The organism is Mesorhizobium sp. WSM4844, assembly GCF_055811775.1.
Genome location: NZ_JBVVQB010000010.1, coordinates 1 through 13891, shown reverse-complemented (window position 1 = coordinate 13891; position 13891 = coordinate 1). Strand labels below are relative to the sequence as shown.

Here is a 13891-nt window from a genome sequence, read left to right as displayed (position 1 = left end):
AACGACCACCCTTCATTGGTCATGCGGCAAGGCGATCGATACGTGGAAAATCGATTTCGGTGCCCAGAGCTTCGTTGACGTAGTTGGTGAAGGTGTTCAGCGCGACATGCGCGATGATCTCGAGAATTTCGGCATCGCCGTAACCGGCGGCGCGGACCTTTTCGATTTCGTTCGGCGCCACCGAGCCGCGCGCGTCGACAAGGGCGCGGGCGAATTCGACAGCGGCGGCGGCCATTGGATCTTTCGAGGTGCCGCGGCGGTTCGCTTCGATTTCGCTCTCGTCCAGCCTGGCGAATTTTGCGCCGGCATAGGTATGCGCGGACAGGCAGTAATACCATTGGCCTCGGCCATGGTCAGGGCGATCCGCTCGCGGGTGGCCGGAGCCAGCTTTCCCTTGCCGAGAGCGCCCTGCAGCGCCGTCAGGCCGTTCAGAGCGGCGGGGCTGTTCGACACCAGGCGAAAGATGTTCGGCACGGAGCCGATCTGCTTCTGGACGGCTTCAAGCACAGGGCGGGACGCTTCCGGTGCATCGTTGATTGTGGCGGGCGTGGGAATGCGGGACATGTCTATCTCCTTGATTTGGTTTTGAAAGGCTGTCCCTTTCGTCCCCGATAAGATGCTCCGGTCTGGACGATGATGAACGTCGAAAAGGCGGACGATACTCTTGCGTCAGACGCATCAATGACGAGTACCAGAGTTCGAGTTGGATCTGGTTTCCCCCGTCGTTTCTTAGGCGGGGACTGCGCAGCACAGCAGCGCTTCGCCTTCGCCAATCGCCGCCGTCGGCTCCTTGACGTAGGTCACTGCACTTTTGGTGAGCTTGGTGCGGCATGATGTGCTCCAAAGCAGGCGGTCGGGCTCATTCCTGATGAGCCCACTCGGCTGGTATCCAACGCATCTTTCCGCCGTCGGCCACGATTCGTCCCAAGCCTGGGAAAGGCATGTGGGTGGCCGCGATCAGGGCTTTTTCCTCGGCCGCACGCGGAAAAAATCGTTCGCGCATGATCTGCGCGGCCGGTCGGTCCTGCTCGAACAGGAAGCCGACCTCCGGATTCGAGGGATGGACAACAGGGAAGAGCATGTCCGAAACCATCAGCAGACTTTGTCCGCCATCCTCGATGCGGACTCCGATGTGCCCGGGCGTGTGGCCGGTCAGGTCGATGATCGAGACGCCCGGTGTGATCTGACGTTCGCCATCCATTGCCTGCAGGTTTGGATAGAGGCGGACCAGTTCCAAAGATGCATCGAAGCTGGGTTTCAGGAACTCCGGAGCTGAAATTCTCTTCGCGGGATCAGTCCAGTACGCGACGTCACGGCGATCGACGTACACGTCAGAATTCGGGAAGTTCCGGCTTCCACCGGCCACCAGGCCGCCAAGGTGATCGACATGCATATGCGTGATGATGACCGCCCCGATATCTTCTCTCGTGATTCCCATTGTTTCGAGCGCACCAGGGAGCTGTCCCGTTTTGCCCATCGCGCCGGCGGGGCCGGTGTCGATCAGGATCAGGCGCTCGCCGTCATCGACGAGATACTGGTTAAACACGAAGCGGATGCCTCCGGGCTTCGCCGTCGATATCGCCTGCGCTTCTTCCTCAACTTGTTCGGCTGTGCTCCCGGGGAAATAGCCGAAGGGCATATCGGCAAACCCGTCCACCAGCGCGGTTACGGTGAAGCGGCCGATCCTGATTTGTGCTGAGGGGACGAGCACTTTGGGATCGGCAGTCCGCGCTTTCGCGGTATTCACGCTGGCGGCCAAAGCGGAGCCTAGTGCAACTGGGACCGCAGGGATTGCGAAGGCAAAGGCTCTGCGCGAAAGGCTTGTCATGAGTTTCTCCTGCTGAACGAAAGTTCTCTTCGGCACTGGGTATCGGGGTTGATTTTGACGTGCGGGCGCATCAACCCGGCGCTTACGCTCTCCAGGCGCGCTGGACAGATAGACTTTCACCGGCGCGTCGTCGGTGGCCACCCACAGATGCCCAATTACTATCTGGGTTAAAAGTCGGGCTTTCGATCATGTCCATCACCTTGTGTAGTACCAGTTAAAATAATGCCGGGCCCGCATCTCGGACGCTCATACTTGCGCCATACCGCCGTCGACAAAGAATTCGACGCCATTTACAAAGCTGCTTTCTTCCGACGCCAAGAAAAGCGCCGCTGCTGCGATTTCGTCCGGACGTCCCATGCGTCCCAGAGGAGTCTGGGCGATTAAAAACTCCGTCATCTGACGACCTTGTTCGAGATCAGGCGTTAAGCCGTGCAAACCCGGCGTCGAAGTCGCGCCCGGCGACAGGACATTCACCCGGATCCCGGAACCTTTCAGATCGAGAATCCAGCTCCGGGCGAAGCTGCGAATCGCTGCTTTGCTCGCGCCGTAGACGCTGAAAGCAGGGGATCCGTGGCTTCCAGTAGTGGAACCGGTTAAAATAATCGAGCCACCGCCCTGCATCAGCGGCAATGCCTTCTGCACGGTAAACAGCGTGCCTTTAACATTGACGCCGAAGGTTGTGTCGAAATGCGTCTCGGTAATCTCGCCCAGCGGCATGAACTCGCCAAGCCCGGCATTTGCGAAGAGGATGTCGATGCGGCCCTTCTGGGCCGTGACGGTCTCATATAGTCGGTCGAGGTCCTGAGCACTGGAAACATCGCTGCGAACGCCAGTGACGTTGTCCCCTAACGACGCGACGGCTTTATCCAGCTCGGGCTGGCGCCGTCCCGTTATGAACACGTACGCGCCCTCCTCCATAAAGCGCTTTGCACTTGCTAGGCCGATACCGCTATTTCCGCCGGTAACGAGGGCGATTTTTCCGTCTAATTTTCCCATGATCGGTCCCAGTGCGCATGGCTGCGGAGGCAGCGGTTTAAAGTTTTAACTGAAAGCTGCAGTACTCCTCGCCCGGCTGGTCATACGCCCGCGTAAGCAAGCCTGGTGAAGAAGGCGGGATCAATGATGAACCGACCCCATCTGGCGTCGAAATTTGCTGTCGGCCTGGCCGAGATAGTCTCGGCCATGGTCATTCCCTTTTGTTTGAGGCCAGCCACGTTCTCGCGGACGCCCACAAGCATGGCGAGGTAGTCAGAAAATCCACGCTTGTTGCTGACGGGACCGTGGCCAGGGATGACCATTGTTGTTGGTCATCGTGCTCTCCTACGCCATGGAGTGTCAGGTTAGAGGGCATCGCCGGGAGCCTCACCCTTTGATGAAATCCAGGAGATCCTGGTTCAGCCGGTCCTTGTGGGTCGTCGGTAGCCCGTGCGACACCCCTTCGTAGACCTTGAGTGTCGCGTTTGGGATGATCTTGGAGGACAGCAGCGCCGACGCCGCAATGGGAACGATCTGATCATCGTCACCATGGACAACGAGCGCCGGGACGTCGAACCTCGTCAAGTCTTCAGTGAGGTCCGTTTCAGACCAGGCCTTGATTCCGAAATAGGAGGCCGGGAAGCCAGCCATCATACACTGCAGGACGAACTGCTGACGCACGCCTTCAGAAATCTTCGCCCCGGGTCGATTGTAACCGAAGAATGGGTAGGTCAGATCGTTCCAGAATTGGGCCCGGTCGGCCAGCACTGCCGCGCGGACCTGATCGAAGTCCGCCATCGGTTTGCCGATCGGGTTCGCTTCAGTTCTCAGCATCAAGGGCGGTATAGCGCTGATCAATACGGCCTTGGCCACACGTCCCGTGCCATGGCGGCCGATGTAACGAGTGACCTCGCCACCGCCCGTGGAATGGCCTACGTGGATGGCATCGCGCAGGTCGAGGACTTCGGTCAGCTCGGCCAGATCGTCGGCATAGGTGTTGAGATCGTTGCCGTGCCAGGACTGGCCTGAGCGGCCGTGCCCCCGGCGGTCAGCCGCGATAACGCGGTAGCCTTGGGAGGCCAGGAAAAACATCTGATCCTCGAAGGCATCGGCCGTTAGCGGCCAGCCATGGCTGAACACAACCGGCCGACCCGCCCCCCAGTCCTTGTAGTAAATCCGCGTGCCGTCTTTTGTCGTCATGAAACTCATCGCGGTTTTCCTTGTGTAATCGACTGCGCCAGCCGATGCTGCCGCAGGCATCGCATAACCTTTCAGGCCCAGGCCACCCGCAGCTACGCCTCCCAAGAGTACCAGCGTCGATCGGCGCGACACATTGAGGCCTTCGTCAGGCTTCGCCTTCATTTCTGATCTTCCCGCCTGCCGAGGCAAATGCTTTAACAGCCTCGTGAGATGTGCCTTAAGTTAACTGTGTCGGCGCCGCGACGAATAGAACGAAAGCGCCGAGTTGGAACACAGCGGACATGATGGTTCCGCTGAACGGTTTGCACGACCGGGCCCTGCTCGAAGCGTGCCGACACAATTAGGCCGAGGCCCATGAGCACGACGACGCGCGCCGTTTACGTGGAACCCTTCTTTGCGAGGCGGCAGCGGCTCGACGTTTATGAGCACCTTCGTGTTCGCTCGTTGGGCGGGAATGATATGGCCGCTTGTCAGGTTCGCCGAGACCAGCCCGGCCTAGGTTTGACCTTGCCGCATGCGCGCAGCGAGACCTTTCTCGCTAGCATTTTTGTCGGGGGCTGGAGCGACGGCGATCTTTGGTGCGATGAGCGTCATTTGAGACGGACAAGTACACCATCGGGTGGTTTGGGGATTTTTGATCTAAGGCAATCGTGGGTGGCTGACCTCGCAGAGCCGTTTGCGGCGCTGCACGTTTATATGCCAATGCGAGCCCTCAATGAACTCACCGACGAACTCCGCGTGCCGGCCATCGAGCAGCTAGTCTGTCCGTTACAGCCTCCGCCGCGCGACGAGGTACTGCTTCATTTGGTCAGTGCACTGCTCCCCGCGATTTCAAAACCCTGGGAAGCGAATGCGCTGTTCGCAGATTACGTCTTCGCTGCGATCCGAATGCACCTCGCTCAAGCCTATGGCGGCCTGAAAACGCCTTCGGAGAAGGCTACCGGAGGTTTAGCGCCATGGCAGGAAAGGCGAACAAAGGAACTACTTTTGGACAGCATCCAGTCCGATCGGTCTCTGGCGGATTTGGCCGATGCATGCGGTTTGTCAGCAAGGCATTTTACGCGAGCGTTCAAGGCAACAACTGGGCAGCCGCCCCATCGCTGGTTGTTGAAACGGCGCGTGGAACTCGCCAAGGATCTTCTGGAGACAACGGATGAGAGTATCGCAATAATCGGACTTGCCTGCGGATTCGCTGACCAGAGCCATCTGACCCGTGTTTTTCGAGCGAATGTTGGAACCACCCCTAGTGACTGGCGACGTAAACGCCGGCACTAAACAGGGTAATTTTGTCCGCCACCACGACTCAGCGAGGTGGACTAGCTGCCGTTGCTATCGAGGCTGTCGGTCCGAGGTCTGGATGAAAGATTGTGTTGCGACACAGCCAACCCTTCTCCAGTCCGGCGTATGCCTTCGGATGCGGCGGTCGACGATCACAGTCACTGCCATGAAAGGGCGAGATTCGGCCTGTCGCATAAATTCTGTCCACACTTTGTGACTTGGAAGCCGGCAAAGGTCACCTGCAATAGTAAAAAAGCGGGTGGGTAAGCGGTGCAACCTTTGCCAGATGCTGGGATCGGCTCTGCTTGGCGTCGGAGCAGGGGTTAGCGTGGTTGTTCAGCAAGTTCTTGTCGCAAGTCTCAGGGCCAGCTTGGGATCTGCGCCATGGGCAGCACTTATCAGCTATGCCGGCGGAACGCTGACGATGATCCTCGTCATCTTACTGATGCAAGAGCCTTGGATTGACAACCGGCGTCGCGAAAAGCTCGTGGCCTCGTTGGCGGGCGGCGTGTTCGGCGCCATCTACATCCTTCTGGCGATTGTCCTGATACCGAAGCTAGGGCCGCCGCCGTTGTTGCGCTGATCGTCGCCGGACAGTTGCTGGCGTCCTTGGCATCGTTTGCTTGTTCGCTAACCCAGTGTCACGTTTCGGGGGGAGCGTCACCGCTCTGGACGACCGACATGGAGCGAGCGCAAAGCTGCCATCCCCAACGCCGGTAATGAAGGTCTCGAATGGGTCAACTTATTCCGTAGCGCGAGCGAATCTGGACGACTGGAACGGGTCGACCTTTGCCGTTCCCTAACGACGCAGAACCACTCAACACTGCATCCCTCGATGTGTTTAATGCCCTTCTTATGGAGATAGGACAGCATGTCTGCCCTGAAGGCAGCGTAGTGGCCAAAGGGCAAAATAGCGTGGCAATCGACAACCACCAAAAGGGCGACAGCCCCGCCGCCCTTTTCACTGCAGCGCGAATTCCGCCACGTTGTTTGCGAATGCGCTGGCGCCGTGGTCGGCACGGCCGACCATTTGCCGCAACCCGGCGAAAAGCTCGCGGCCAAAACCGAATTCATTGCCGACAAGATCGCTGTCCGCTGCCCGGCGCAGCGCGAAATCGCCTGCCGGCACCAAGACTTCCAGCGTACCGGCGTCGGCGTCGAGCCTGATGATGTCGCCGTCATGGATCCTGGCGATCGGCCCGTCCTCGACCGCCTCCGGCGTCACATGGATCGCCGCCGGCACCTTGCCGCTCGCGCCCGACATGCGCCCGTCGGTGACCAGCGCCACATGCTGGCCGCGATCCTGCAGGACGCCGAGTACGGTGGTCAGCTTGTGCAACTCCGGCATGCCGTTGGCTTTCGGCCCCTGGAAGCGGATGACGGCGATGAAATCGCCGGTCAACGTGCCGGCCTTGAACGCCTCGTTGAGCCCTTGCTGGCTGTCGAAAACCTTGGCAGGCGCCTCGATGATGCGCCGTTCCGGTTTCACGGCGGAAGTCTTGATGACGGCGTGGCCGAGATTGCCTGACAGCATCTTCAGCCCGCCCGTCGGCTGGAACGCCTTCTTGAACGGCGCCAGCACCTTCTCGTCGCCGCTTTCGCGGGGCGAGGCCTCGCGCACCACGCCGCCATCGGCGCCGAGCTTGGCCTCGACCGCATAAGGCCGCAGCCCTTCGCCCCAGACCGTCTGGACGTCCTCGTGCAATATTCCCTCGTCGAGCAGTTCGCGGATCAGGAAGCCGAGCCCGCCGGCTGCGTGGAAATGGTTCACGTCGGCAAGGCCGTTCGGATAGACCCGCGCCAGCAGCGGCACGGCTTCCGAAAGGTCCGAAATATCCTGCCAGGTAATGGCGATGCCGGCCGCGGCGGCCATGGCGATCAGGTGGATGGTGTGATTGGTCGATCCGCCGGTGGCGTGCAGGCCGACGATGCCGTTGACGAACGAGCGCTCGTCGATCATCCGGCCGACCGGCGTGTAGGCGTTGCCGAGCGCGGTGATGGCCAGCGCCCGCTTCGTCGCCTCCCGGGTCAGCGCGTCGCGCAACGGCGTGCCGGGGTTGACGAAGGAGGCGCCCGGCGTGTGCAGGCCCATGATCTCCATCAGCATCTGGTTGGAGTTCGCCGTGCCGTAGAAGGTACAGGTTCCCGGCCCGTGATAGGATTTGGACTCGGCCTCGAGCAGTTCGGCCCGTCCTGCCTTGCCTTCGGCATAGAGCTGGCGGACCTTGGCTTTCTCGTCGTTGGGCAGGCCCGTGGTCATCGGCCCGGCCGGGATGAACACCGCCGGCAGATGGCCGAAGGTCAGCGCCGCGATCACCAGCCCCGGCACGATCTTGTCGCAGACGCCGAGATGGACGGCGGCGTCGAACATGTTGTGCGACAGGCCGATCGCCGCCGCCATGGCGATCACGTCGCGCGAGAACAGCGACAGCTCCATGCCGGGCTGGCCCTGGGTGACGCCGTCGCACATTGCCGGCACGCCGCCGGCGACCTGGGCAATGCCGCCGGCCTCGCGCGCCGCGTCCTTGATCAGTGCTGGAAATGTCTCGAAAGGCTGATGCGCCGACAGCATGTCGTTATAGGAGGTGATGATGCCGAGGTTGGGCACGCGGTCGCCGCCCAATGCCAGCTTTTCCGAAGGGCTGCACACGGCAAAGCCGTGGGCGAGGTTGCCGCAGGACAGCACGGCCCGGTTCGCGGTGCGGCTCGATGCCTCGGCGATGCGGCCGAGATAGGCCTCGCGCCCCGGTCTGGAGCGTTGGCGGATGCGCTCGGTGATGGCTTCGATGTCGCGTCTCGCGGTCATGGCGTCGGTCCTTTCAGGCGAGGTCCCGCAGACACGGTCCGTGGGACCCCTCGGCAAGTTGAAATCAGGGTGCCCAGAAAACCTGTACGGGTCTCTCGGCTGCGTCGAGCACGGCGCGAATGGGCTTTCGCGTTTCCGATGCCATCGCGCTTTCGAATGCCGTGCGCTTGTCCTCGCCCTCGATGTGCAGCGCGACGAAGCCGGCCCTGACGATCCGCGCCAGCGACAGCGTCAGCCGCGGCTCGCCGGCGCTTGTCGCGTGAACCGGGAGCACGACCCTTTCCGAGGACGGGTCGAGCAGTGTTTCCAGATTGTCGGCGTCAGGAAAAAACGACGCGGTATGGCCATCGGTTCCCATGCCAAGCACGACCACATCGAGCGGCCAGGGCAGCGACCGCAACATCCTGCTATCGGCCTCCGACGTATCCTCGATACTTGCTGCCTCTTGGTAGAGCGGCACGAAACGTGCGGCTGCGGCGGCGTGTTGCAGAAGATTGGCGGCGACCAGCCCGGCGTTGGAGCGCGGCGAGGAGAACGGCACGCAACGCTCGTCGACCAGCGTCACCGTGACCTTGTTCCAGGCGATCGGGATGCTCGAAAGCGATGCGAAAAATTTCGCCGGCGTCGTGCCGCCGGAAACGGCGAGCAATGCCGTGCCGCGCTCAGCAATCGCAGTGGTCAGGCGGCCTGCGACGTGGCCGGCAAGTGCAGCCGCCAGATCCTGGCGTTCGGCAAATGCGTGCCAGTTGTAGGCGTCGCTGTTCAATTGCTCTCGTGCCATGTCCGCCCGTCGCGTTCGATCAGCGCAATCGAGGCGGAGGGGCCCCATGTGCCGGCGGTATAGCCCTGCGCCTCCTGCCTGGCGCCTTCCCATGCGTCCTGGATCGGGTCGATCCATTTCCACGCCGCCTCGACCTCGTCGCGGCGCATGAACAGCGTCTGGTTGCCACGGATGACGTCCATGATCAGTCTTTCATAGGCGTCAGGGGCGCGGCCGTCGAAGGATTGCGCGAAGCTCATATCGAGCGGGATCTGGCGCAGCCGCATGCCGCCAGGCCCCGGATCCTTGATCATGATGAACTGCTTGACGCCTTCGTCGGGCTGCAGCCGGATGACCAGCTGGTTGGCCGAGATCGGCCCGGCACTGTCGCCGAAGATCGAATGCGGGATCGGCTTGAATTCGATGACGATCTCCGAAACGCGTGTCGCCAGCCGCTTGCCCGTCCTGAGGTAGAACGGCACGCCAGCCCAGCGCCAGTTGCCGATTTCGGCCTTGAGCGCAACGAAGGTCTCGGTGTTGCTGTTCTTGCCGAGCTCCTCGACATAGCCTTTCACCGGCCCGCCGGCCGAGGCCCCGGCACGGTACTGTCCGCGTACCGTGTGCTTGGGCGCTTCATTGCCGTTGATGCGTTTCAGCGCGCGCAGAACCTTCAGCTTTTCGTCGCGCACGGCGTCGGCGTCCATCGACGACGGCGCCTCCATGGCGACGAGGCAGAGAAGCTGCAGCATGTGGTTCTGCACCATGTCGCGCAACGCGCCCGCCTTGTCGTAATAGGTGACGCGGTCTTCGAGGCCGACGGTCTCGGCCACAGTGATCTGCACATGATCGACATTGGCGGAATTCCACAGCGGCTCGTAGAGCGCATTGGCAAAGCGCAGCGCCATCAGGTTCTGCACGGTTTCCTTGCCGAGATAGTGATCGATGCGGAAAATCTGGCTTTCATGGAAATCGTCGCCGACCACATCGTTGAGCTGGCGCGCCGAGGCGAGATCGCGCCCGATCGGCTTCTCCAGCACGATGCGCGAGTTCGGCGTGATCAGCCCGTTCTCTTTCAGCTTGTGTGAGATGTCGCCGAACAGCGCCGGCGCAACCGCCAGATAGAAGGCGCGGATGCATTCGCTGTCGCCGATCGCCGTCTTCAATTTGTCGAAGCCAGCGCCGGTCGTCGCGTCAGCCGAGACGTAGGAAAGCCGGGCAAGGAACGTCTCCAGCTCCGCGGCGTCGATATCGGCCGGTTTCACATGGTCGGAAATCGCCTGCCTGGCGAAAGCCTGGAATTCCTCGTCGGTCATTATCGAGCGCGACGTGCCGATGATGCGCGTCGGTTCGGAAAACTGATGGCCGCGCTGGCGATGATAGAGTGACGGCAAAAGCTTGCGTTCCGACAGATCGCCGGTGCCGCCGAAGATGATGAAGTCGAAAGGGTCGACGGGAATGATCTGGCTGGTCATGGTCTGTCCGCTCTGACGCCGCTCGCTGGTGTACGCGTGGATATAATCTAATCGATTTAGATTTTCCAGTGACACGGCGTCACAGCCCAAGGCCAATCGGGTGTTTGCCGATTGTCCTGAGGTGTGCCCTTGACACTGGCGCAACCCGGACGCTTGTCGGCGAGGTGGTTCCGGGAGGCCTTCGCGGATGCAGCATAGAGCGGGATCGAGGCGAAAGCCAAAGGAGAAATCGAGAGTATATTGATCTTTCGGCGGCCCTTGCCGGAGGCTGCCGGAGCGGGGAGTCTTCAATCATGAGTGAGAAAGCCATGCGCCTGGAAAACAAAGTTGCCATCATCACCGGTGCCGCGTCAGGCTTCGGCGAGGGCATGGCCAAGCGTTTTGCCGAGGAGGGCGCCAAGGTTGTTGTCGCCGACCTCAACGCCAAGGGCGCCGAACGCGTCGCCAACGAGATCGGCCGGGCGGCGATCTGGACCCAGACGGACGTCTCGACCCGTTCCGAGTTCGACGAGATGGTCTATGCCGCAAAGAGTGCCTTTGGCCGCATCGACATCATGGTCAACAATGCCGGCTACACCCATCGCAACGGCGATATGCTCGAGGTCGACGAGACGACCTTCGATCTGATCACGGCCGTCAACATGAAGGCGATCTACCACGCCGCCCTGGCGGTCGTGCCGGTGATGGCTAGGCAAGGCGGCGGCGTCATCCTGACCACGGCCTCGACCGCCGGCATCAGGCCGCGGCCCGGCCTCACTTGGTACAATGCGTCGAAGGGCTGGGCGATCACCGCGACCAAATCCATGGCGGTGGAACTCGCGCCGAAGAACATCCGCGTCAACTGCCTGTGCCCGGTTGCCGGCGAGACCGGCATGCTCGAAAAATTCATGGGCGCCGACACACCCGAAATCCGCGAGAAATTCCGCGCGTCGATCCCGCTTGGCCGGCTTTCGACGCCGCTCGACATAGCCAACGCGGCGCTGTGGCTGGCTTCGGACGAGGCGGCCTTCGTCACTGGCGTGGCGCTGGAGATCGACGGCGGACGGTGCATCTGAGCCGTTCGGCCCTGTCGGTTTCAAGTTTGACCTGACCGTCCCTCGCACGCGGGCGGTTGATTGCGGCAGCCAAATGAGCCGTGGGCAACGTCAAAGAACGGCCTGACCGATGCTACGCGCCGGTCTTGACGAAGCTCTTGTAGATCCAGCCGCGTTTGCCGTTGTAGACGATCTGGCACCATTTCTTGCAGCCCATCACCTGAACCGAGGTCTTGGCCGGAATGGTGACGATGGCTGCCGCACTGTTCTTCGGACCGGTGCGCATGGTGACGCCCCTGAGGATACGTCCTGCCGCGCTCGCTGGCTTGGCCTCGACTTTGGCCTGGGCGCCATCCTTCTGTGTCGCGGCCGGCAGCGGCTTCGGGGTCGAGATGGCGGCGGTTGGCGCACCGTCCGTCGCCGCCTTGGCGGGAGCAGCGACTTTGGCAATCAATGCTGCCACTTTGGTTTTCGCTGCCGGATCGGCGAATGCCGCCGCCGTGGACGGCTTGTCTGCTTTTTCAGCCTGGCCCGCCGTCTGGCCGCCCCCCGTCTGGCCGGATGTGGTCTTCGGTCCCGATCCTGTCCAGCGAGGGTCATTGGGCGCCAGCGCCGCTATCTCGGCCTTCGCTGCAACCACCGCCGACGAAATCGCATCGGTCTTGCTCGCAGCCTGCTGCGCCGCTTCTATCCTCGCGGCCGCGGCCGCGGCCGGCACGATCCTTGTCGTTTTCACCGGAATGCTGGAAACGATCTGCTCGGGACTGGCGACCGCTTGTCTCTCGGTGGCCGGCAATGCCAGCCATAGCGCCATCGCTGCCACGCCAAGCAGCGCTGCTGTTCCAAACGCGGCGATGACCAGATGCAGGTTCGACCGGATTTGCCGCCAGAACCTGGGCTGCATGTCGTAGCCAAACTGCATCGCAAAGCGCCGTCGTTCCGGCGCGCCGAAACTGAAGGGCTCTCTCACTCTTACAACCTCCATTTGCGGGCCAACGTTCTTACGACCCGTGCCGGGAAACCGGCATCTGGTCGGCATCGGTCCCAATCCAACGCGGGCAGGCCCGCAAAATCCCCCTTCGACTGCCCAGAACCGGCATCCTTTGCCGGCGATTGTGGCATCACTGCGCCCTTGCGGTGCGGATTCTGCACCTTTACGATCGATTCTGCAACTTGCAAGGGATTTTGCAACCTGTGGTTATATGCGGTCCCTCAAGGCATACCAATTGAGCGCAAGAAACATCAGAGGCGCGCGCAAGCGCCGGCCACCGGGAAAGGCCGGGATGTTCAGGTCCTCGATCAGCCTCAGCCGGTCCCGGTTGCCGGCGACGGTTTCGGCATAGAGCTTGCCGAAAAAGTTCGACAGCATGACGCCGTGGCCGGAATAGCCGCCGACCGAGATCACATTGGGCATCACCTCGCGCACGAACGGTTTTCTCGGCATCGTGATGCCGACATAGCCGCCCCAGCCATGGGTGATCTCGACATCGCTGAGGTCAGGGTAAAGCTCGGCGATCTGCCGGCGGATGTGGACATGGATGTCTTTCGGATCGTTGACCGCGTAGATCTCGCGCCCGCCGAACAGCAGCCGCCCATCCGTCGATTTGCGGAAGTAGCGCACGACGAAGCGGGAATCGTCGACCGCCTCACCGCCCGGCAACACGTTTGAACCGCCAAGCGGCGCCGTCGCGCCGATGAAGGAGCCGATCGGCATGATATGCGCGGCACTGATCGGCTCGAGCGTGCCGCCATGGGCGTTGACGCCGATCAGACATTTCTCGGCTGATATCGTGCCTTTCGGCGTCGTGACCCTGACCTTGCCGCCAACGGACGCGATGGCGGTCGCCGGCGTCTGCTCGAACAGCTGCGCGCCCGCCTGCGCCGCCACTTTTGCCGTGCCGATCACCAGCTTCAGCGGATGGATGTGCCCGGTGCCGGTGTCGCGGGTGCCGCCGAAATAGCGCGCCGAGCCCAACCGCTCCGCCGTCTCCCTGGCGTCCATGAAGCTGATGTGCGGATAGCCGAAGCGGTTCGCCATGATCTCGGCATGCGCCTTGTAGTCGTCGACATAGCGCTGCTTGTGCGCCACCGACATCTGGCCGGGCATGTAGTCGATCTCGATCTTGTTGACAGCGGCGAATTCGAGGAGATGCGCCTTGGCCTCTTCGGCGAGGTCGAACAGCGCCTTGGCCCGGGAAAAGCCGTATTCCGCTTCGAGCTCCTCGGCCCAGGCGCGCTGACCTGTGCCGAGCTGGCCGCCATTGCGGCCCGATGCGCCGTCGCCGAAACGATGCGCTTCGACCAGCACGACATTGCTGCCGGCCCTGGCGAGGTGCACCGCCGCCGACAGGCCGGTAAATCCGCCGCCAACGACGACGACGTCGCAGCTCAGGTCACCGTCGAGCGCCTTGTATTCGGGCCGTGGACCGGCCGTGTCCTCATACCAGGAGCGGCCGGGGGAGATTGGGGATTGGTAGGGCAGTAGGGCAGTAGGGCAGTAGGGCAGTAGGGCAGTAAGGCAGTAAGGAGATGTTAGTC

12 protein-coding genes and 1 pseudogene are annotated in these 13891 nt (G+C 61.8%); 3 read left to right on the top strand and 10 right to left on the bottom strand.

The annotated features are described in order from the left end of the window. Nucleotides 1–19: 19 nt before the first annotated feature. From AC0L2A_RS10905 to AC0L2A_RS10885, 5 genes and pseudogenes are all read right to left on the bottom strand, one after another. A pseudogene (locus tag AC0L2A_RS10905) lies at nt 20–564 on the bottom strand (carboxymuconolactone decarboxylase family protein). Between the two features lie 295 nt (nt 565–859). Beyond that, entirely contained in the window at nt 860–1828 is a 969-nt protein-coding gene (locus AC0L2A_RS10900) for an MBL fold metallo-hydrolase (RefSeq protein WP_473608765.1), read from the bottom strand. Between the two features lie 246 nt (nt 1829–2074). Then, nucleotides 2075–2824 carry an SDR family NAD(P)-dependent oxidoreductase gene (locus tag AC0L2A_RS10895; RefSeq protein WP_287229497.1) on the bottom strand — a complete coding sequence of 250 codons (750 nt, stop codon included), beginning with the start codon at nt 2822–2824 and terminating at the stop codon, nt 2075–2077. A gap of 80 nt (nt 2825–2904) precedes the next feature. Further along, complete coding sequence (locus AC0L2A_RS10890) at nt 2905–3126, bottom strand: hypothetical protein (protein ID WP_473608763.1); 222 nt, start codon at nt 3124–3126, stop codon at nt 2905–2907. 64 nt (nt 3127–3190) lie between these two features. After that, nucleotides 3191–4012 (bottom strand): alpha/beta fold hydrolase, encoded by an 822-nt coding sequence (locus AC0L2A_RS10885; protein WP_473608884.1) that lies wholly within the window; start codon nt 4010–4012, stop codon nt 3191–3193. A gap of 345 nt (nt 4013–4357) precedes the next feature. Between AC0L2A_RS10885 and AC0L2A_RS10880 the strand changes: the two genes are divergently transcribed. Beyond that, complete coding sequence (locus AC0L2A_RS10880; RefSeq protein ID WP_473608762.1) at nt 4358–5278, top strand: helix-turn-helix domain-containing protein; 921 nt, start codon at nt 4358–4360, stop codon at nt 5276–5278. 289 nt (nt 5279–5567) lie between these two features. Further along, nucleotides 5568–5864: a DMT family transporter gene (locus tag AC0L2A_RS10875; RefSeq protein WP_473608761.1), complete on the top strand. Its 297-nt coding sequence runs from the start codon at nt 5568–5570 to the stop codon at nt 5862–5864. A gap of 378 nt (nt 5865–6242) precedes the next feature. Here AC0L2A_RS10875 and edd read toward each other — a convergent pair whose 3' ends face one another. From edd to zwf, 3 genes are all read right to left on the bottom strand, one after another. Next, entirely contained in the window at nt 6243–8087 is a 1845-nt protein-coding gene (edd, locus tag AC0L2A_RS10870; protein ID WP_473608759.1) for a phosphogluconate dehydratase, read from the bottom strand. Between the two features lie 64 nt (nt 8088–8151). Continuing rightward, a complete protein-coding gene (pgl, locus tag AC0L2A_RS10865; protein WP_473608758.1) occupies nt 8152–8868 on the bottom strand; it encodes a 6-phosphogluconolactonase in 717 nt (238 codons plus the stop codon). After that, complete coding sequence (gene zwf / locus AC0L2A_RS10860) at nt 8850–10319, bottom strand: glucose-6-phosphate dehydrogenase (protein ID WP_473608757.1); 1470 nt, start codon at nt 10317–10319, stop codon at nt 8850–8852. The genes pgl and zwf overlap by 19 nt, the downstream gene beginning before the upstream one ends. A 308-nt stretch (nt 10320–10627) precedes the next feature. On the opposite strand from zwf, the gene AC0L2A_RS10855 reads away from it, so the two are divergent. Beyond that, on the top strand, nt 10628–11374 hold the full coding sequence (locus AC0L2A_RS10855) for an SDR family oxidoreductase (RefSeq protein ID WP_473608883.1): 747 nt from the start codon (nt 10628–10630) through the stop codon (nt 11372–11374). A gap of 112 nt (nt 11375–11486) precedes the next feature. On the opposite strand, the gene AC0L2A_RS10850 is transcribed toward AC0L2A_RS10855, so the two are convergent. After that, a complete protein-coding gene (locus AC0L2A_RS10850) occupies nt 11487–12323 on the bottom strand; it encodes an SH3 domain-containing protein (RefSeq protein ID WP_473494471.1) in 837 nt (278 codons plus the stop codon). Nucleotides 12324–12551: 228 nt separating this feature from the next. Beyond that, entirely contained in the window at nt 12552–13835 is a 1284-nt protein-coding gene (locus AC0L2A_RS10845) for an NAD(P)/FAD-dependent oxidoreductase (protein WP_473608882.1), read from the bottom strand. Nucleotides 13836–13891 lie beyond the last annotated feature (56 nt).

Bases quoted from the DNA above. Each gene is read 5' to 3' on its own strand.
- pgl (WP_473608758.1), bottom strand. From the start codon at position 8,868: ATGGCACGAGAGCAATTGAACAGCGACGCCTACAACTGGCACGCATTT.
- AC0L2A_RS10900 (WP_473608765.1), bottom strand. From the start codon at position 1,828: ATGACAAGCCTTTCGCGCAGAGCCTTTGCCTTCGCAATCCCTGCGGTC.
- AC0L2A_RS10890 (WP_473608763.1), bottom strand. From the start codon at position 3,126: ATGGTCATCCCTGGCCACGGTCCCGTCAGCAACAAGCGTGGATTTTCT.
- AC0L2A_RS10875 (WP_473608761.1), top strand. From the start codon at position 5,568: ATGCTGGGATCGGCTCTGCTTGGCGTCGGAGCAGGGGTTAGCGTGGTT.
- AC0L2A_RS10885 (WP_473608884.1), bottom strand. From the start codon at position 4,012: ATGAGTTTCATGACGACAAAAGACGGCACGCGGATTTACTACAAGGAC.
- zwf (WP_473608757.1), bottom strand. From the start codon at position 10,319: ATGACCAGCCAGATCATTCCCGTCGACCCTTTCGACTTCATCATCTTC.
- AC0L2A_RS10880 (WP_473608762.1), top strand. From the start codon at position 4,358: ATGAGCACGACGACGCGCGCCGTTTACGTGGAACCCTTCTTTGCGAGG.
- edd (WP_473608759.1), bottom strand. From the start codon at position 8,087: ATGACCGCGAGACGCGACATCGAAGCCATCACCGAGCGCATCCGCCAA.
- AC0L2A_RS10855 (WP_473608883.1), top strand. From the start codon at position 10,628: ATGCGCCTGGAAAACAAAGTTGCCATCATCACCGGTGCCGCGTCAGGC.
- AC0L2A_RS10895 (WP_287229497.1), bottom strand. From the start codon at position 2,824: ATGGGAAAATTAGACGGAAAAATCGCCCTCGTTACCGGCGGAAATAGC.